The organism is Marixanthomonas ophiurae (assembly GCF_003413745.1).
Classification (GTDB): domain Bacteria; phylum Bacteroidota; class Bacteroidia; order Flavobacteriales; family Flavobacteriaceae; genus Marixanthomonas; species Marixanthomonas ophiurae.
Genome location: NZ_QVID01000001.1, coordinates 1,221,594 through 1,240,867, shown reverse-complemented (window position 1 = coordinate 1,240,867; position 19,274 = coordinate 1,221,594). Strand labels below are relative to the sequence as shown.

Annotated in this window: 16 protein-coding genes and 1 tRNA gene; 7 read left to right on the top strand and 10 right to left on the bottom strand. The window is 35.1% G+C overall.

The window, feature by feature from the left end:
- Window positions 1-7: 7 nt before the first annotated feature.
- The 4 genes from DZ858_RS05670 (at window position 8) to DZ858_RS05655 (ending at window position 6,118) form a co-directional block, all read left to right on the top strand.
- A complete protein-coding gene (locus tag DZ858_RS05670) occupies window positions 8-2,425 on the top strand; it encodes an efflux RND transporter permease subunit (protein ID WP_117158587.1) in 2,418 nt (805 codons plus the stop codon).
- A 78-nt stretch (window positions 2,426-2,503) separates the two neighbouring features.
- Window positions 2,504-3,946, top strand: a complete 1,443-nt coding sequence (gene asnS, locus DZ858_RS05665; protein WP_117158585.1) for an asparagine--tRNA ligase — start codon at window positions 2,504-2,506, stop codon at window positions 3,944-3,946.
- Window positions 3,947-4,049: 103 nt separating this feature from the next.
- Entirely contained in the window at window positions 4,050-5,513 is a 1,464-nt protein-coding gene (rpoN, locus tag DZ858_RS05660; RefSeq protein ID WP_117158583.1) for an RNA polymerase factor sigma-54, read from the top strand.
- Window positions 5,513-6,118 (top strand): hypothetical protein, encoded by a 606-nt coding sequence (locus DZ858_RS05655; RefSeq protein WP_117158581.1) that lies wholly within the window; start codon window positions 5,513-5,515, stop codon window positions 6,116-6,118. The genes rpoN and DZ858_RS05655 overlap by 1 nt, the downstream gene beginning before the upstream one ends.
- Here the strand turns inward: DZ858_RS05655 and DZ858_RS05650 are convergent.
- From DZ858_RS05650 to DZ858_RS05615, 8 genes are all read right to left on the bottom strand, one after another.
- Window positions 6,113-6,817: a porin family protein gene (locus DZ858_RS05650; protein WP_117158579.1), complete on the bottom strand. Its 705-nt coding sequence runs from the start codon at window positions 6,815-6,817 to the stop codon at window positions 6,113-6,115. The two genes, DZ858_RS05655 and DZ858_RS05650, sit on opposite strands and share 6 nt — an antisense overlap.
- Window positions 6,818-6,914: 97 nt before the next feature.
- On the bottom strand, window positions 6,915-7,388 hold the full coding sequence (locus DZ858_RS05645; RefSeq protein WP_117158577.1) for an ExbD/TolR family protein: 474 nt from the start codon (window positions 7,386-7,388) through the stop codon (window positions 6,915-6,917).
- A 13-nt stretch (window positions 7,389-7,401) separates the two neighbouring features.
- The gene (locus DZ858_RS05640) at window positions 7,402-8,022 is read right to left on the bottom strand and encodes an ExbD/TolR family protein (protein ID WP_117158575.1); all 621 of its coding nucleotides are present in this window, start codon (window positions 8,020-8,022) and stop codon (window positions 7,402-7,404) included.
- A 1-nt stretch (window position 8,023) separates the two neighbouring features.
- Window positions 8,024-8,452 (bottom strand): hypothetical protein, encoded by a 429-nt coding sequence (locus tag DZ858_RS05635; RefSeq protein ID WP_117158573.1) that lies wholly within the window; start codon window positions 8,450-8,452, stop codon window positions 8,024-8,026.
- A 21-nt stretch (window positions 8,453-8,473) separates the two neighbouring features.
- Window positions 8,474-9,280, bottom strand: coding sequence for a MotA/TolQ/ExbB proton channel family protein (locus DZ858_RS05630; protein ID WP_117158571.1), 807 nt, complete (start codon window positions 9,278-9,280; stop codon window positions 8,474-8,476).
- Between the two features lie 318 nt (window positions 9,281-9,598).
- Window positions 9,599-9,686 (bottom strand) — tRNA-Ser (locus DZ858_RS05625).
- A gap of 150 nt (window positions 9,687-9,836) precedes the next feature.
- Complete coding sequence (locus DZ858_RS05620; protein ID WP_117158569.1) at window positions 9,837-10,865, bottom strand: asparaginase; 1,029 nt, start codon at window positions 10,863-10,865, stop codon at window positions 9,837-9,839.
- A 9-nt stretch (window positions 10,866-10,874) separates the two neighbouring features.
- Window positions 10,875-11,639: a TatD family hydrolase gene (locus tag DZ858_RS05615; RefSeq protein WP_117158567.1), complete on the bottom strand. Its 765-nt coding sequence runs from the start codon at window positions 11,637-11,639 to the stop codon at window positions 10,875-10,877.
- A gap of 49 nt (window positions 11,640-11,688) precedes the next feature.
- On the opposite strand from DZ858_RS05615, the gene DZ858_RS05610 reads away from it, so the two are divergent.
- The 3 genes from DZ858_RS05610 (at window position 11,689) to DZ858_RS05600 (ending at window position 14,847) form a co-directional block, all read left to right on the top strand.
- On the top strand, window positions 11,689-12,123 hold the full coding sequence (locus tag DZ858_RS05610; protein ID WP_117158564.1) for a retropepsin-like aspartic protease family protein: 435 nt from the start codon (window positions 11,689-11,691) through the stop codon (window positions 12,121-12,123).
- A 73-nt stretch (window positions 12,124-12,196) separates the two neighbouring features.
- The gene (locus DZ858_RS05605) at window positions 12,197-14,218 is read left to right on the top strand and encodes a tetratricopeptide repeat-containing sensor histidine kinase (RefSeq protein ID WP_117158562.1); all 2,022 of its coding nucleotides are present in this window, start codon (window positions 12,197-12,199) and stop codon (window positions 14,216-14,218) included.
- Complete coding sequence (locus DZ858_RS05600) at window positions 14,215-14,847, top strand: response regulator (protein ID WP_117158560.1); 633 nt, start codon at window positions 14,215-14,217, stop codon at window positions 14,845-14,847. The genes DZ858_RS05605 and DZ858_RS05600 overlap by 4 nt, the downstream gene beginning before the upstream one ends.
- Window positions 14,848-15,138: 291 nt before the next feature.
- Here the strand turns inward: DZ858_RS05600 and odhB are convergent, their stop codons facing one another.
- Entirely contained in the window at window positions 15,139-16,401 is a 1,263-nt protein-coding gene (odhB, locus tag DZ858_RS05595; protein ID WP_117158558.1) for a 2-oxoglutarate dehydrogenase complex dihydrolipoyllysine-residue succinyltransferase, read from the bottom strand.
- Window positions 16,402-16,441: 40 nt separating this feature from the next.
- Window positions 16,442-19,189: a 2-oxoglutarate dehydrogenase E1 component gene (locus DZ858_RS05590; protein ID WP_117158557.1), complete on the bottom strand. Its 2,748-nt coding sequence runs from the start codon at window positions 19,187-19,189 to the stop codon at window positions 16,442-16,444.
- Between the last annotated feature and the right edge of the window lie 85 nt (window positions 19,190-19,274).

The following is a 19,274-nucleotide window of genomic DNA, read 5'->3' as shown; positions in this document are numbered from 1 at the left end:
AAATAAATTGAACAAACTTTTTAGTATCGGTTTTTGGAGTGCCGTAGCCCGGTTCATATTACGTAATCGTACTCTTATTATTATTGCTATTGCAGTAGCTACCGTGTTTTTCGCTTTACAGTGGAAAAACATGCGTTTTACCTACACCGAAGCCAATTTACTGCCCGATGACCACGAAATCAACCTAGAATACAATAAGTTTCTTTCAAAATTTGGGGAAGAAGGTAATTTAATAGTCTTAGGTATAAAAGATTCTAGCCTTTTTACTCCTTCCCATTTTAATGCTTGGACACAGCTTTCAAAAAAAATAGGGGGATATGATGAAGTAGACCTTACATTGTCCATTGGGGATCTTCAAAAACTAGAACGAAAAAAAGATACTGTTGGATTTCAATTAGTACCTTTTATTGAAGATTCTATCACTACTTCAGAAAAACTTCAGAAATACAAACAAGATCTTTTCAACAACCTTCCTTTTTACAATGGACTGGTATATAGTCCTAATAAAAAATCTGTTAGAACGGCTGTTTATTTAAAAAAAGGGATTGTAAACACTGCGGAACGGAAAGATTTTATTGTTGATGACCTAATACCGAGCATTGAAGAATTTGAAAAAGAAACGGGAATTAATGTCCATACCTCGGGTATGCCTTACATACGTACCCTAAACTCACTAAATATAATTGATGAAATCGGAATGTTCATTGGTGCGGCGCTTTTAGTCACCTCATTGATATTTTTCTTTTTCTTCCGTTCTATTCGTGCCACACTCATCTCCATGGCCACAGTTATCATTGGTGTCATGTGGTCTTTTGGTATTTTGGGGTTGCTTCATTATGAAATCACGGTGCTTACCGCTTTAATTCCACCGCTTATAATTGTAATTGGAATACCCAACTGTATATTTCTTATTAATAAATACCAACAGGAAATTAAGCAGCATGGAAATCAAGCAAAATCGCTACAACGTGTTATAAGTAAAGTAGGAAACGCTACATTAATGACTAATGTAACGACCGCTTCGGGCTTTGCCACTTTTATATTGACCAATAGCAAACTGCTCAGTGAGTTTGGTATTGTAGCATCTATCAACATCATCGTTATTTTCTTACTCAGTTTGTTCATTATTCCTATAGTGTACAGCTATATGGCCATCCCTAAGTACAAACATTTAAAGCACTTGAACAAAGGGTGGATCACTACGTTTGTAAACTGGATGGAGCGTATGGTAAAAGAGCACCGTATTGCAATTTTCATTATTTCTATTATAACGCTCTGTGTGAGTATTATTGGTATTTATACGATTAAAATTTCAGGTAGTCTCATTGAAGATATGCCTAAAAATGCTGAATTTTTTAAGGACATTCGTTTCTTTGAAAAAGAATATGAGGGCATCATGCCTTTGGAAATATTGGTCGATACCAAACGTAAAAAAGGGGTGATGAAACTCGCTACCTTAAAACGAATGGATGAATTGCAGGAATATATTGAAGAAGTTCCTGAATTTTCTAAACCACTTTCTGTTGTTGAGTTGGTTAAATACTCCAAACAGGCATACTACAATAACAATCCTGAATATTATCAATTACCAAATAGTCAAGAACGGACGTTCATTCTTTCGCAAGCTAAAAGCAGTGCAGGCAAAACCAATTTATTGGAAAGCTATGTGGATAGCACCGGTCAATTTGCCCGTATTACCACCTTTATTAAAGATACCGAAACAGAGCGTTACGAAAGGATTGAAGAAGATTTAAAAGCTAAAATAGATAAAATTTTTCCTCCAGAACGCTATAATGTTACGCTTACAGGAAAAGCTTTAGTGTTCCAAAAAGGAACTAAATACCTAGTACATAATTTAATTATTTCGCTATCACTCGCCATCTTATTAATCGCCATATTTATGGCGTGGATGTTCCGTAGTTTCAAAATGATATTGGTTTCATTATTGCCCAATTTGCTTCCATTGATAATTACCGCTGGACTTATGGGCTTTTTAGGCGTGCCCATTAAACCTTCCACCATTTTGGTTTTCAGTATTGCCTTTGGTATTTCGGTTGACGATACCATTCACTTTTTGGCAAAGTATAGGCAAGAGCTTATTGCCAATAATTGGAAGATTAAAAAATCCGTCTACGCAGCTTTGCGTGAAACTGGAGTAAGTATGTTCTACACCTCCATTGTGCTCTTTTTCGGTTTTTCGGTATTTACCATTTCCAGTTTTGGGGGTACAGTTGCTCTAGGAGCACTAGTATCTATAACTTTAGTATTTGCGATGCTAGCTAATTTGTTGTTACTGCCAGCATTACTATTATCTCTTGAAAAAGAAATTGCCAATAAAAAAACCTTTAAAAAGCCTTCATTGAAAATTTTGACAGACGATGAAGATGAAGAAGACACACCTTATTCTAATAAAAACAAAGAGTAAAGACATTCGCTGTTTCAGATTATATTTTTCTGAAATTAATAGAAAAAGTATCTTTACCATTCGAAAAAAATAAGCATCATGCAGCATACAGAAATTATAGAACTATTAAAAACAGAGCCTTCCTTACACGAAATAACCGTGAAGGGCTGGGTACGTGCTTTTAGAAGCAATCGATTTATTGCATTAAATGATGGTTCTACCATTAAAAACCTACAATGTGTTGTTGATTTTGAAAATTTTGAAGAAGAAACATTAAAGAAAATCAATGTTGGTGCAGCTATAGAAATAAATGGTATTTTGGTGGAGAGCCAAGGAAAAGGACAAACTGTAGAAGTTCAGGTTTCAAAAGTTACTATTTTAGGTGAAGCAGACCCTGAAGATGTAAAACTAACCATACTTTCTCCCAAACGTCATTCACTAGAAACATTAAGAGAGCAAGCCCATTTACGCGTTCGTACCAATACCTTTGGAGCGGTTATGCGCACTAGATCTAAATTGGCTTTTGCGGTCCATGAATATTTTCAGAAAAACGGATTTAATTATATGCATTCTCCTATCATAACTGGTAGTGATGCAGAAGGTGCCGGCGAAATGTTCCGTGTGAGTAACTTGGATCCTAAAAATCCACCTTTAGATGAAGAAGGAAATATTGACTATAAAAAAGATTTCTTCGGAAAAGAGACAAACTTAACTGTAAGTGGTCAATTGGAAGGTGAAACGTATGCTATGGGATTGGGCAAAATATACACGTTTGGCCCAACCTTTAGAGCAGAAAACTCTAACACCTCTCGCCACTTAGCAGAGTTCTGGATGATCGAACCCGAAATGGCCTTTTGCGATCTAGACGGAAACATGGATCTAGCTGAAGATTTTATTAAATATATCATCAACTACGCATTGGAAAACTGTGCGGACGACCTTGAATTTCTGGAAAACCGTTTGCTACAGATTGAAAAAAGCAAACCTCAAGCAGAACGTAGCGATATGGCACTTCGGGAAAAAATGAAGTTTGTATTGGAAAATAACTTTAAACGTGTTACCTATACTGAAGCTATTGAAATCCTTAGAAACTCCAAACCCAACAAAAAGAAAAAATTTAAGTATATAATCGACGAATGGGGTGCCGATCTGCAAAGCGAGCACGAGCGCTTTTTAGTAGAGAAACATTTTAAATGTCCCGTAATATTATTTGATTACCCAGCAAAAATTAAAGCCTTCTATATGCGATTAAACGACGATGGTAAAACCGTTCGGGCTATGGATGTTCTCTTCCCAGGAATAGGTGAGATTGTTGGCGGTTCGCAACGAGAGGAACGTTATGATGTTTTAAAAGAAAAAATGGAAGCCATGGGCATCGAAGAAAAAGAACTTTGGTGGTATTTAGAGCTCCGTAAATTTGGCACCTGTGTGCACAGTGGCTTTGGTCTTGGTTTTGAACGCATGGTACAGTTTGTTACTGGTATGGGCAACATTCGTGATGTAATACCTTATCCACGCACACCAGGTAATGCAGAATTTTAAACTTTCTGCATATTCGTCAAAATTTCCCAATAGTTTATTAAATCCAGCTACAATATTATTTTTGTAGCTGGATTTTTTTAACTTTATAAGTAAGTTATAATCTATGTTAAAGCAACAACTTAATTTTAAACTATCGCAAAAGCTATCGCCTCAACAAATCCAGTTGATGAAGTTGATACAATTGCCTACGCAAGCTTTTGAACAACGAATTTCGGAGGAAATGGAAGAGAATCCTGCCTTAGAAGGTGGCAAGGAAGAACTCAATGAATATGAAGATGAATTTTCAGATTCTTATGAAGATGACTATGAAGACGAAGGCACCGAAGTAATTGAAGCCGAAATAAATGTTGACGATTATTTAAGTGATGACGAAGTACCTAGTTATAAATTATCATCTAACAATTACAGCGCAGATGATGAGGACAAGCAAGTACCATACGCATCTGGAAAATCGTTTAATCAGCATTTATTACAGCAATTAAACACCTATCGTCTTGATGATGAGGAAATGGAAATTGCCAAATTTTTAGTTGGTAGTGTAGATGAAAGTGGTTACATACGCCGTGAAGTATTGGATATAGTAGATGATTTGGCTTTTACCCAAAACGTATACACCAGCGAAGAAAAAGTAGAAAAAATCCTAAACGTAGTACAAGGTTTAGATCCTGCCGGGGTTGCAGCCCGAAGCCTTCAGGAGTGTTTATTGATACAATTAAAAAGAAGAGAAGAAACTGAATCTGTCGCTTTAGCGATTTCTATTTTAGATGAAGCATTTGACCAGTTTACAAAAAAACATTACAAGAAAATACTTCAAAAATTTGATATTTCTGAAGACCAATTACGCAATGCAATTCACGAAATTGAAACCTTAAACCCTAAACCAGGAGGAAGTTATTCGGGCAATACCCGAATTGTTGAGCACGTAATACCCGATTTTACCATAAAAATACGCGATAGCGAACTAGAACTCACTCTAAACGGCCGAAATGCACCTGAACTCCACGTATCGCGTGATTATACCAATATGCTTAAAGGGTATAAGGAATCGAAGGAAAAATCGAAAAAGCAGAAAGATGCTGTGATGTTTATTAAACAAAAGTTGGATGCTGCAAAATGGTTCATCGAAGCCATTAAACAGAGACAACAAACCCTTTTTGTCACTATGAGCAGTATTATGAACTATCAAAAAGAGTATTTTTTAAGCGGTGACGAACGTAAATTAAGGCCGATGATTTTAAAAGATATCGCCGATGAAATAGATATGGATGTTTCAACTGTTTCACGGGTGGCCAACAGTAAGTATGTAGATACGCCTTATGGTACGTTTCTGATAAAAGAATTTTTCAGTGAATCGATGAAAAATGATCAAGGGGAAGATGTTTCAACACGAGAAATAAAAAAGATTCTCGAGATCACCGTACAAGAAGAAGACAAGAAAAAACCCCTAACGGACGATAAATTAGCAAATGTACTCAAAGATAAAGGGTACCCTATTGCACGCCGTACAATAGCAAAATATAGGGAACAGTTGGATATTCCCGTGGCACGCCTTCGAAAAGAAATTTAATGGATCGGTTTTTACGTCTTGGAGCTTATTTACTGCACCCTCTGTTAATGCCTACCTTGGGCACTATACTTTATTTTGTTTTTACACCACGCTACGTTGAAATGGATTTAATGCGAGCAAAGTTATTTGCCGTAGCCATTGTCACGCTGCTTATCCCCATTATAACTTTTTTTCTTCTGAAAAACCTTGGGGTCATCAACTCTATTCATTTAGAAACTACTAAAGAACGTAAAATACCCTTAATGATTCAGTGTGTATTATTATTACTGATTATTAAACTAGTATTTGATGCTTATGATAGCCCCGAACTATACTACTTTTTTGTCGGAATTCTATTTTCTGCTATCGCAGCATTGTTAATGGTTATTTTAAAAGTTAAGGTAAGCCTCCACCAAATAGGAATTGCGGGCATTACTATGTTCTTAATTGTGTTAAGTATTCATTTTAAAATAAATGTATTGCCGTGGATAAGTGCTTTCTTCTTTTTTAACGGGTGGGTTGCTTCGTCAAGGTTACATACTAAATCACACTCGTATTTAGAGCTTATTATCGGTTTCTTTATAGGCCTGATTCCGCAGCTAATTGTGGTGAACTTTTGGTTATAAAATATAGAATATCAACCCTAATTTAATAGCTTTAAAATCTACAGTTTCACCATCACTTGTAGTTGCGTCTTTAAAAAATGGATTTATACTATAAGAAGCATAAAAGTTAAAGGTATTATATCCAAAGCTTAGGTTTGCTGAAAGACGAACATTATCAAACTCTGGTATGTCGGTTTGTACTACTTTATTATTAGATTGTTTAAAAGTAGCTTTGTACCAATAGGTATATCCTACTTTCATTCCGGCATAAATACGCCAAAACTTATAAGTCTCTGCGGTTGATGTGCGCCATCTAAATTGTATAGGAATTTCTAAAGCAGCCATCGTAAAACGGTTTTGATCAAAGCTCACTTCATCATCAAGTACTCTAAAAATTGTGGTTTCATTAGCTTCCTCTCCAATAAATAGGTTTTGCCCAAACTGATCGAAAGCCAATCCCGCGCCAATTGCTATGGCTATATTTCGTCTTTTATTAATGGGCATATCTCTAAAATAACCTAATTGAATACCTCCTGAAAGACCTCTGGAGTTAACACCGTTGGGCACACTGGAGATTATATTATAGTTAAGCCCGATGTAAAATTGATCTTCCCTATATTTTGTATCTAATGTGGTATCATTTTCTTTTTCCTGCGAAAAACTGGGAAAAGCATATACTAATCCAATTAAAAAAAATACTATTTTAAAGCTATTCAACATACGTTAAAGATAGGTGTATTTTTAAAATATTGAAATAAAAAAAACCTTGATCTATTGTAGAACAAGGCTTTTTTTTATTTATTATTATGTTTTCTGTTTATTGATTAACAGGGTTTCCAGGAGCTGTTATGTAAATAATTTTTAACATATTCAAGTCCCTTAATTGTTGTTTAATATCTGTAACAAGTCCGGTATTGGTTTCTTCATCTACTTTAAGTGCCACCATTACTTTATCTTGTAACTCAGGACGTAATGCCTCTCTGGCTTCTGTTAAGGCAAATTTTACATTAGAGATGTCTGTAAATTTATCTCCAATTTGAATTTTACCTTCAGTACCATACTTGTCTTTATATCGAGAGCTTGGTTTCCCTGCATAAATATATACAGAGCGGTCTTTTTTCAACTTTTCTAACTGATCTGCTTTAGGAAGCGTATTTTGCACCAACAGGTTATTATCCCTTAATACGGTTACAACCATAAAGAAGAATAATAGCATGAATACAATATCGGGTAAGGATGCTGTATTAACTGCTGGGATTTCGCCGCCTTTTTTCTTTTTAAATTTTGACATAATACCTTTTTATTTATTGTCCGCTCTTCTTAGGTTCAGCTTCTGATAATTTAAGAGGGAATAGTTTTTGAATTCGCTCTAATTTTTCTTGAGCATCATCCTCATTTCCATTAAAGCTACCTTCATCTATAGACTGTTTCACCTCTGTAAATTTCCAACCAAATAATCGTTGTGATTCCCTGTTCCGTAGGAAGTTGTATGCTGCAACCAATTCATTTTGAACGGTTATATACATACTGTAGGAGGTTAAACGGTCATTTTGCACCGATATAACTGCCTTTTCAGGATTATCTGATGATTTCGGATCTCTTGCTCCTTTACAGTAATTACAATATTCGGGGCTTCCGTTTGGAGCACCTCCATTGTCTAAAAACTGTATTGCAGCTTCGCGTAAATCTCCTACTTTCATCAATTCATCTTCAACCAATAATTGATCGTCTTTGTTCACACTAACAATAAACAAGTTTTTTTGCTTGATTATTGGTGGATCTTCTATCTCTTCGTCAGGGGGCAATTGTCTCGCAATACCCTTATCTTTTTCAATGGTAGTTGTTACCAAGAAAAATATAAGGAGCAGGAATGCGATGTCTGCCATAGACCCTGCGTTAACCTCGGGTGTTGCTCTTCTTGCCATATTATCTTGTTGTCATTTTTTTAATTCCGCTGAATACCATTGCACCTATTGCTAATACCGCTAAGATGTAAAATACATACAAACCTGTACCTACCCATCGAGAACCACTTTCAGAAAGCATTTCGCCATCTTGCATTGGTGTTTCTACTCCATTTGCGAGTACAAAGCCAATAGCTACAATAACAAGAAAGCCAAGAATAGATAAGAGCGTTCGTTTTATATTTCCAGCAAAAATCCCTTTTAATACAAATACTGTTACAAATAAAAGCACAATGGCAAATGTAATGTATGCTACATACAAGTATCCATCAACACCTTCACCTGTTGCTTTAACAACATCGTCTCCTTTTGAAATAATTAAACCAAGGAAAATAATGCCAGCCAAGCTAAGGATTACTGCTACAATTTTTAAAATTTTATGTAAAGCCATTATTATGGTGGTTTTATGTTTTTATTTTCTGTTTTTGTAATCTACCAACATATCAATTAATGTGATAGAAGCATCTTCCATACTGTTTACGATACTATCAATTTTAGCGATAATATAGTTATAGAAAATTTGAAGTATAATCGCAACGATCAAACCGAATACTGTTGTTAAAAGTGCTACTTTAATACCACCAGCAACAAGAGAAGGGTTCATATCACCTGCAGCCTGAATTTTATCAAAGGCTTTAATCATACCTATTACGGTACCCATAAAACCAAGCATAGGAGCAAGAGCGATAAATAAGGACACCCAAGAAACGTTTTTCTCTAATTGTCCCATTTGTACACCTCCATAAGCTACTACAGCTTTTTCAGCGGCGTCAACACCCTCGTCTGCACGATCAAGACCTTGGTAGTAAATAGAAGCTACTGGCCCTTTAGTGTTTCTACACACTTCTTTAGCCGCTTCAATACCTCCACTATTTAGCGCATCTTCTACATTTGCAGCTAATTTCTGTGTATTGGTAGTTGAAAGGTTTAAATAAATAATTCTTTCAATCGCAATTGCTAGACCAAGGATAAGACATAAAAGTACAATCCCCATAAAAGCAGGACCACCTTCTATAAAACGTTGTTTTAATTCTTGATGCCATCCTTGTGGCTCATCTGCCTCGGCTGCTGCTTCCTCGTCTTGTACAAAGGTCACTGTAGCTGCGGTTGTTAATGTTTGGGCATTGCTCTGTACTGTTTGAGCAGTTGCTGCGTTTACGTTACATGTTCCCGCAAAGACCATTGCGGCAATTGCCATAATAGAAAATAATTTTTTCATTGCTATCGACTTAAAGTTTGTTTTTAGTTAAAGGTTTAAAGATATAAAAATAATTAATTAATATACAATAATAAATTTGTGTATTACCAATAAACAACTGTATTTCAAGACTTATTGATTTTTATTACCCTAAATTTATTTAGTTAAGGCTTTTTTTTAAGTTTAATAAGCTATTATATAGCTTCAAAATGCTTTGTTTCGTGTGTAAATCACATTAATTTAGTTAATGTGATTATGCCCTGAAAAACGAAAATAACAAGAACTTATACAAAATCAACCCTTTTGTTATATTTTAACGGTAATTGTTAATTTTCTTAGCAGAGAGGAAGGGATTCGAACCCTCGATACGCTTTTGGCGTATACACACTTTCCAGGCGTGCGCCTTCGACCACTCGGCCACCTCTCTAAATTTTTTTCTTACTAACCCCAAACAAAGCAAAAAACCTTATTCTATCAAATAAAGAATCTTATTTTAATACTGAGGTAAAGGCATTTTATAAACGGAGTGCCAAATAACAAAAAAAATGTTGGTTGATAAAACATTTCACAAGGAAATTTACATCATCTCTCCTCTTAAAGATGTTTCAAATATGGTTTTAAAGCTATTAGGTGATATTTTTTGCCCTAAAAGGTACATTAATTTTGCCAAGGCGGCTTCAGTTGTTATGTCTTTACCTGAAATAACCCCCATTTTTTTTAGGGCTGTGCTAGTTTCGTAAAGCCCCATTACTACACTTCCACCTGAACATTGAGTTACATTAATTACTGGAATTCCCTTTGTGGTTATTTTTTTTAGAGCTTTTAAAAACCATTCTTCATTTGTTGTGTTTCCACTTCCGTAGGTTTCAATCACTAACCCTTTTATCTCGGGATATGCAAAAATGTGTTCTACGGTAGCAATATCGATTCCGGGAAACATTTTCAGCAACACAATATTAGATTCCATCCGCTTGTGCACCTTCAGTTTTTTTCTTCGGTTGGGTTTATAAAGTGCTTCGTGGTTGATAAAAAGATGAACACCGCTCTCAACCAATGGCGGATAATTTAAGGAAGCAAATGCTTCAAAATGTTCTGCATTTATTTTTGTGGTACGGTTCGCCCGGTACAATTTATATTCAAAATACAGACATACTTCAGATATTTTAGGCCTCCCCTTTTCTTGTAGTGCTGCTATTTGTATAGAGGTAATTAAATTTTCTTTCGCATCGGTGCGTAAATCACCAATAGGTAACTGCGATCCTGTAAACACGACTGGTTTTGCTAAGTTTTCCAACATAAAACTTAAAGCCGAAGCAGTGTAAGACATGGTATCGCTTCCGTGCAATACCACAAACCCATCAAAGTCTGCATAATTTTCTTCAATAATACCCGCTATCATCGTCCAATATTTAGCGCTCATATTAGAGCTGTCGATGGGCTCTTCAAAACTTCGAGTGCTTATTTCGCAGTCCAACAACTTTAATTCTGGAATGTGCTTTAACAGATCGTCAAAATTGAAATTACGAAGTGCTCCGGTTTCAAAATCTTTAATCATACCTATGGTACCTCCAGTATATATTAAAAGTATGTTGGGTTTTTTATGCATGCTGTTATATTATTTACTGAATACTTCTTTTGAATTTTGAGTGGTCACTCTAGCTACTTCTTCTTCTGAAATAGTATATAATTGCGCCACTTTCTTACAAATCAACTTTAAGTAACTGCTTTCATTTCGTTTACCACGATACGGTGTTGGAGATAAATAAGGTGAATCGGTTTCTAAAACGATATGTTTTAAATCAATTTGATTCAGAAATTGATCGATTTTACCATTTTTAAAGGTTACTACACCGCCAATGCCTAATTTCATATTATAAGACAAGGCTTGCTCTGCTTGCTCTTTTGTACCGGTAAAGCAATGAAAAATCCCAAAGAGGCCATCACCCTTTTCACTTTCCAAAACCTCAAACACTTCATCAAATGCATCTCTACAATGAATTACAATAGGCAATTTGTACTTTTTAGCTAATTGTATTTGTCTTTTAAATGCATCTTGTTGAATAGCCAAGGTTGAAGTATCCCAATATAGGTCAATCCCAATTTCACCTACCGCATAAAAGCTACGTTTTTTAAACTGTTTTTCTATGTGGGCAAGTTCTTCTTCATAGTTCTCTTTAACCGAAGTTGGGTGCAACCCCATCATTAAGAAAACCTGATCAGGATAGTTTTTTTCCAACTCGTACATTTCTTCTGTATGCCCCGAATCTATTGCAGGAATAAAAAAACGTTCTACTCCAGCATCGATAGCCCGCTGCATCATCTGCTTTCTATCTTCATTAAAAGCATCACTATATAAATGTGTGTGTGTATCTGTTAACATAACAACAAAGCTACTTAAATTTGTTGGCTATCTTTACAAAAAACAAGAGATGCAATTACGTACATTCCTTGAAGGGAAAAAATTTTATAGAATACCGTTAAAAAAATTGGCAACAGGACATTATGAATTAACTGCCACAATAAATGGAGTTCAAGGTTTATTTATTTTAGACACAGGGGCTTCAACAAGTTGTATTGGTTTTGATGAAATCAATTATTTTATGATGGAAAGTGAAGACAGTGAAATAAAAGCTGCTGGTGCCGGAGCTATCAATATGGAAACGAAAATTACTCGAAAAAACAAAATTGCTATAGGAAATTGGAGTTCAAATTCTATGGATTTTGTGGTTTTTGATCTCTCACATGTAAATCAAGCACTACAACAAGCGGAAGAAGATTCTGTAAACGGAATTATCGGAGCCGATTTTTTAAAGCAATTCCGCGCTGTTATTGATTATGGAAGAAACTGTGTGTATTTAAAATAAGTTTCCTATAAGTATCCTATCACTGAATATTTTTTAGTAATTTTAGATACTCCCCCCTAACTTATAGGTAACAATGCAAAAAAAGTTTTTGGTAGTATTTAGCCTATTATTAGTATACCCTTTTATGGGTAGTGGGCAAGATATATCTTTTTATAAAAGAAAAGCCCGTATTGCCACTGACACGCTCTCCAAGCTAGCGGCTATCGACTCTGTTCTCTCAAAAAGCTATAGTGTTGATAATGACACCTTTGTTAAATATAGTGGTCAATATATTGAGTTGGCTAAAGAAATAGACAGCATATCATTAGCCGCCAAAAAGGCCATGAATTTACAGTTGATTCTTTCAGACTATAAAAATGAACCCCGACGAGCCATAATGATAATCGATGGGGTTCTGGCTCATAAGTATAAAATAAAAGACAGCTTTTTATTAGGTGGACTCTACCTTAAAAGAGGAAAAGCAAATCTTAAGCTTAACGTAAAAGAATCTATAGAAGACTATGCAAAGGCAATAAATAATTTTTCTACAAAAGATTCCATATATATTGCAGATGCCTACTTGTTTAGTGGGCAAGCGTATTCGAACATCGGGAAATTTGTAGCCGCGAGTGATTATTATGAAAAAGCATATCGCTTTTACGAAAAGAGAAAAGAGTATGAGTATATGTTACATGCTAGACAAGGTATCATTACCATGTTCAGCATGAACGGTTTTTATGATAAGGCTGAAAAAGAACGTAAAGATCTTATTGAAACCCTTAAAGGGTTGGAAAACAAAAAATACATAATAACCGAGTATTACAATCAAGCTATTGATTATCAAAAAACTGGGAACAAAGAATTAGAACTTGCATATCTTTTAAAAGCAGATTCGTTACTTACTATCACCGACAATACGCAAGAAGATTACATTAACCGCATAGACGTTAATGCTAAACTTGCCGAATATTACATAAGCAACAATCAATTATTTAAAGCAAAAGAGTATATAAAAATACTAGATCAATGGATTGGCAAGGCAAAACAAGATCGCTTAGCTAAAATAAGTTACAATGGTGCCAAGGCTAAATATTATCATGCTATGGGCCTCGATAATGAAGCATTGCAATTTGCCGAAGATCAATTGTTATTTGCAAAGGCGGTTGGCCATGAGGATGATATTATGTATTCCCACTTATTACTCTCTAATATTTATTCTGAAACGGGAAAATTTAAAAAAAGTCTTGAAAATAAAAATGCTTACTTAAACTTACGGGATTCTTTATACAATAAAGGTACAGCACAATTTCTAGCCTATTATCAAACCTTGTACGAAACCGAAAAAAAAGAAAAAAAGCTAGTTGAAAAAAACACTAACATTCAATTATTGGAAAAAGACAATGAAAACTTCAAGAAGATTGTGTTCTTTTCAAGTTTAGCGGTCGTACTTCTATTTGGCCTTATACTACTATATCGTAACCAACGCTACCTTAAAAGTAATAAAGAAGTACAAGAAAAATTTAGTCAAAAACTTTTGGTATCACAAGAACTAGAACGAAAGCGTATCTCTAAAGACCTTCACGATGGACTTGGACAAAGATTACTACTCATTAAAAATAAAATTGTGGCCAACGGCGACAATGACACCAAAAAAATGGTTGATGATGCAATTGACGAAGTTCGGTCTATATCAAGAGACCTTCATCCGTTTCAGCTTCAGGAAATGGGGATAACCAAAGCAATAGAATACACATTAACACAAATAGATGAAAATACAACGCTTTTTATTTCTTCTGAAATAGATAATATTGATAACTTGTTCACCAAAGAGCAAGAGGTGAATATCTATAGGATTGTGCAAGAAGCACTCAATAATATTTTAAAGCACGCCAAAGCTGAAGCCAGTAGAGTAACCATAAAAAAACTCACCGGAAACATCGTTATTTCAGTTAAGGACAATGGTGTAGGTTTTGATTTTACTGAAAAGTACCAAAATATAAAATCCCTAGGCTTAAAAACACTTTTGGAACGAACCCGATTTTTAAATGGACAAATGAAGGTGAAATCAATAAAAAATAATGGTACTATAATCATTTTTCAATTTCCGGTATCATGAACACACAAACCATCATAACAGCAGATGATCATCCCCTTTTATTGAAAGGGTTAAATGATTTTTTACTAGAAAAAGAATATAACATTATTGGTAGTGCGCATAATGGAAGGGATGCCTACAATATAATTGCCAAAGAAAAACCTAGCATTGCCATTCTAGATATACAAATGCCTTATATGTCTGGAATTGAAATAGCCAGAAAATGCAAGGAGAATTTAATCGCCACTAAAATTGTACTCATAACACTGCATAAAGAGAAAGAGCTTTATCTTAAAGCCCAAGAGTTAAACATATTTGGTTATGTTTTAAAAGAATTTGCATTAGAAGAAATTGAAAATTGTATTAATACCGTTACAAGAGGCGATAAGTATTTCAGCCCAAAGATAAAGGAACTACTTGATGAAATTCTTTTTTCTGATAGTGCCTTAAATGCATTAACCCCTTCTGAAAAAAAGATATTAAAATTAATTGCAAACGATAAAACCAATAAAGAAATAGCTTCTCTGCTTTTTATCTCGCACCGAACTGTTGAAAAACATAGAAGTAATATAATATCTAAATTAGATTTAGAGCCTAAAACAAACAGCTTGCTTATTTGGGCCAAGGAAAATCACGATAAAATGCTGTAAAAACATCATTTATAGGATAATTACGTGTTTACACGTATTTTATAATTGTATTTATTTTCTGACATTTACTTACTGAATATTAACATGGTGTTTAAAGATGACGACAAGAAAAATGAAAAAAATAAGAAAAGGGTTTTTACCCTTTTAGTTGTCATTGTAATTTCTATTGTATTACTGAATATTGTTAATTATTTTGTTTCTTAATTTTTATGTTAATATTTCAACTAACTAATTAAATAAAAAACACCCAGCTTTTGCCGGGTGTTTTTAGTTTATAGTAATTGATATTTTTTAAAGTTCTAAAGCTTTTTTAACATCGTTGTCCATTAAAAGTTCTTCAGGACTTTCTAAAGCTTCTTTAATAGCAACCAAAAACCCAACAGATTCTTTTCCGTCGATTATTCTATGGTCATAGGATAGTGCAACGTACATAATTGGCGCAATGGCTATAGCTCCATCTCTGGCAATTGGACGCTCAACAATATTATGCATTCCCAAAATAGCAGATTGTGGAGGGTTAATAATTGGAGTTGAAAGCATACTTCCAAAAACACCTCCATTGGAGATGGTAAAAGTACCGCCTGTCATCTCATCAACCGTGATTTTTCCATCACGAGCTCTAAGTGCCAATCGTTTTACTTCGTCCTCAACACCTCTAAAGCTTAAATTTTCTGCATTTCTAATAACTGGAACCATCAATCCTTTAGGACCAGAAACCGCTATTGAAATGTCTTTGTTGTCATATTTTATTTGATAATCACCATCAATCATAGAGTTAACATCTGGGTACATGTCTAATGCTCTAACAACGGCTAACGTGAAGAATGACATAAAGCCAAGACTTACACCATGCTTCTTTTTAAAGTTTTCTTTATACTTTTTACGTAACTCAAAAATAGGACTCATATCCACCTCGTTAAAGGTAGTAAGCATAGCTGTTTCATTTTTTGCTGAAACTAAGCGCTCTGCAACTTTACGTCTAAGCATTGAAAGCTTTTTACGTTCCGTGCCTCTGCTACCAGTTCCAGGGGATCCCATCGATGGATTCGCTTTCACTGCATCGTCTTTTGTTATACGTCCATCACGTCCAGAGCCTTTAACATTTTTGGCATCCACTCCTTTTTCGTCCATAATCTTCTTAGCAGAAGGAGATGGTGTTCCGGTAGCATATGTTTTTTTATCCTGCTCTTGCGATTGTGTAGAAGGCTTAGATGGTTTTTCTGTTTTTGCTTCAGGTTTATCGTTGTCTTTATCTTCTGATTTTTTTTCATCATCAGAATCATCATCAGAATCATCATCTGAGCCACTTGGCTTTTCAGCTTCAGTATCGATTAAACAAACCACCTCTCCCACAGCTACAGCATCGCCCTCTTCTGCTTTACGGGTAATAATACCGCTTGCTTCAGCAGGTAATTCTAAGGTTGCTTTATCACTGTCAATTTCTGCAATGGCTTGATCTTTTTCTACATAGTCGCCATCCTCAACTAACCATTGTGCTATTTCTACTTCGGTTATGGATTCTCCCGGTGAGGGAACTTTCATTTCTAATGCCATAGTAATTTAATTTACCTGTTACGGATATTATATAATAGTATTATTTTTCGTTAGTATCAAAAACGCTCTCAATTACTTTTTGGTGACGTTGTTTAGAACGCACACTGCTTCCTGATGCAGGGGCCGCATACATTTTTCGACTACACACTCTAAAGTTACGTGCTTCCTCAAAATGCATTAATATATGTGAGTAAGCACCCATATTTTTAGGTTCTTCTTGTGCCCAAACTACATCTTTAGCGTTTTTATATTTTTTCATTAACTTCTTCATCTGTTCAGTTGGCAGTGGAAACAACTGTTCTACTCTAACCAACGCAACATCATCACGCTTCTCTTCTTCTTTTACCTCTAAAAGATCGTAATAAAATTTACCCGTTAAGAACACGAGCGTCTTTACTTTTGAAACTTTTGCATCTGCATCGTCAATAACCATTTGGAAAGTTCCATTCGCTAATTCTTCTTTAGTTGAAACTACTTTTGAATGACGCAACAAACTTTTTGGTGTAAATACAATTAATGGTTTACGGTAATCAACTTTTATTTGTCTTCTAAGTAAATGGTAAAAGTTTGCCGGCGTGGTACAATCTGCCACAAACATGTTATCTTTTGCACATAATTGAAGGTAGCGTTCCATTCTTGCTGACGAGTGCTCTGCTCCTTGCCCTTCATAACCGTGCGGCAACAACATTACCAATCCGTTTTGCAGCTTCCATTTGTCTTCTGCAGCCGAAATGTATTGATCGATCATTATCTGGGCTCCATTACTAAAATCACCAAATTGTGCCTCCCAAATACACAATGTAATAGGGCTTGCCATTGCATAACCATAATCGAAACCTACTACCGCATACTCCGAGAGTAATGAATTGTAAATATAGAAATGAGCCTGTTCTTCACTCAACTCATTTAACAATACAACTTCTTCTTCGTTTTCCTCAGCTTTAATTACAGCATGTCTATGTGAAAAAGTACCTCTTTCTACATCTTGCCCAGTTATACGAACATCATGTCCTTCTGCTAATAACGTACCGTAAGCTAACAACTCACCCATAGCCCAATCTAGCTTGTTGTCTTCAAAGTACATTTTATTTCTTGCTTTAATCAGCTTAGTTACTTTACGAAGGAATTTTTTATCTTCTGGAAGTTTCGTGATTACTTCGGCTATTTCTGTCATTTTATCAAGATCGAACGTAGTATCTACGTCTTCCATCATCTTGTCCTCTTCGGCATAATTAAAACCTTCCCATTCTTCTTGCATAATGGCACTGATTTCCGTTTTCTCTTCTTTACGAGAATCTTCAAGGTTTTCTTCTAATTTGTTTTTGTATTCTTTTTCTAATTTTTTAGTGTACTCTTTATCTATTACACCTTCTTTAATTAGCTTTTCAGAATAAAGGTCACGAGGATTTTCGTGTTTTGATATTGCTTTATACAATTTTGGCTGTGTAAACTTAGGCTCATCACCTTCATTATGTCCATATTTTCTATATCCTAGTAAGTCTATAAAAACATCATGTTTAAAATGCATTCTAAATTCTAACGCAAAAAGCATCGCATGCACCACAGCTTCTACATCATCTGCATTTACGTGAAGCACTGGTGAAAGCGTTACTTTAGCTACATCGGTACAATAGGTTGAAGAACGACCCGCTAAATAATTCGTGGTAAAACCAACTTGGTTATTTACTACAATATGAATGGTTCCTTGTGTTTTGTAGCCATCTAATTGCGCCATTTGCACAATTTCGTACACAATACCTTGTCCCGCAATAGCAGCATCTCCGTGCACTACAATAGGTAGTACTTTTTCAGGATGCTCTAAGTGGTGATCATCTTGTTTTGCACGCGCAATACCCTGCACTACAGCGCCAACCGTTTCAAGATGCGAAGGGTTTGGTGCTATATTAAGGTTAATTTCTTTTCCGCTATCGGTTTTCCGCTTTGAAGTCCAACCTAAGTGATATTTTACATCACCATCAAAAATAACTTGTTCGTAATCTTTCCCGTCAAATTCACTAAAAATGTCTTTAGCGCTTTTACCAAAAATGTTGGTCAAAGTACTTAAACGACCTCGGTGGGCCATTCCCATAACAAACTCTTCAACACCTTTTTCGGCAGCACTTTCAATTAAAGCATCCAAACCAGGGATTAAACTTTCTCCACCTTCCAATGAAAACCGTTTTTGCCCCACATATTTAGTGTGCAAAAAGCTTTCAAAAGCGACGGCTTCATTTAATTTTTTAAGAATATGTTTCTTTTTGTCTGCTGAAAATTTTGGCTGATTTTCATTAACATTCAGCTTATCTTGAATCCACTGAATTTCTTCAGGCTTCCGAATATACATATATTCAATACCAATAGAATCGCAATAGATCTTATTTAGGTGTTTTAGAATTTCTTCAAGCGTTGATTCGCCAATACCTAGTATTTCTCCTGCTTTAAAAGAAGTTTGCAAATCGTCTTGTGACAATCCAAAATTCTCAATATCAAGTTTAGGAGTATATTTTCTTCTCTCGCGTACAGGGTTTGTTTTTGTAAACAAGTGGCCACGAGATCGATATGCATCAATCAACTTAATTACCTGAAATTCTTTAAAATAGCCTTCAGGTATCTCACCATTTTTCTCAATACCGAGTGCTTCTAACGAATCGTTTTCAATCCCAAAGTCAAAACCTTGGAAGAAAGCTCGCCAACTAGGCTCAACACTATCTGGATATTGTAAGTATTTGTCGTAAAGTTCTGCGATGTACGAAGGGTGTACCGCATTTAGAAAAGAATATCTATCCATAATTGGAATACAAGGGTTTCATGTTGTAAAACAGTACAAAAATACAACATTTACAATAAATAGGCGATTGTAATACGTATATTTA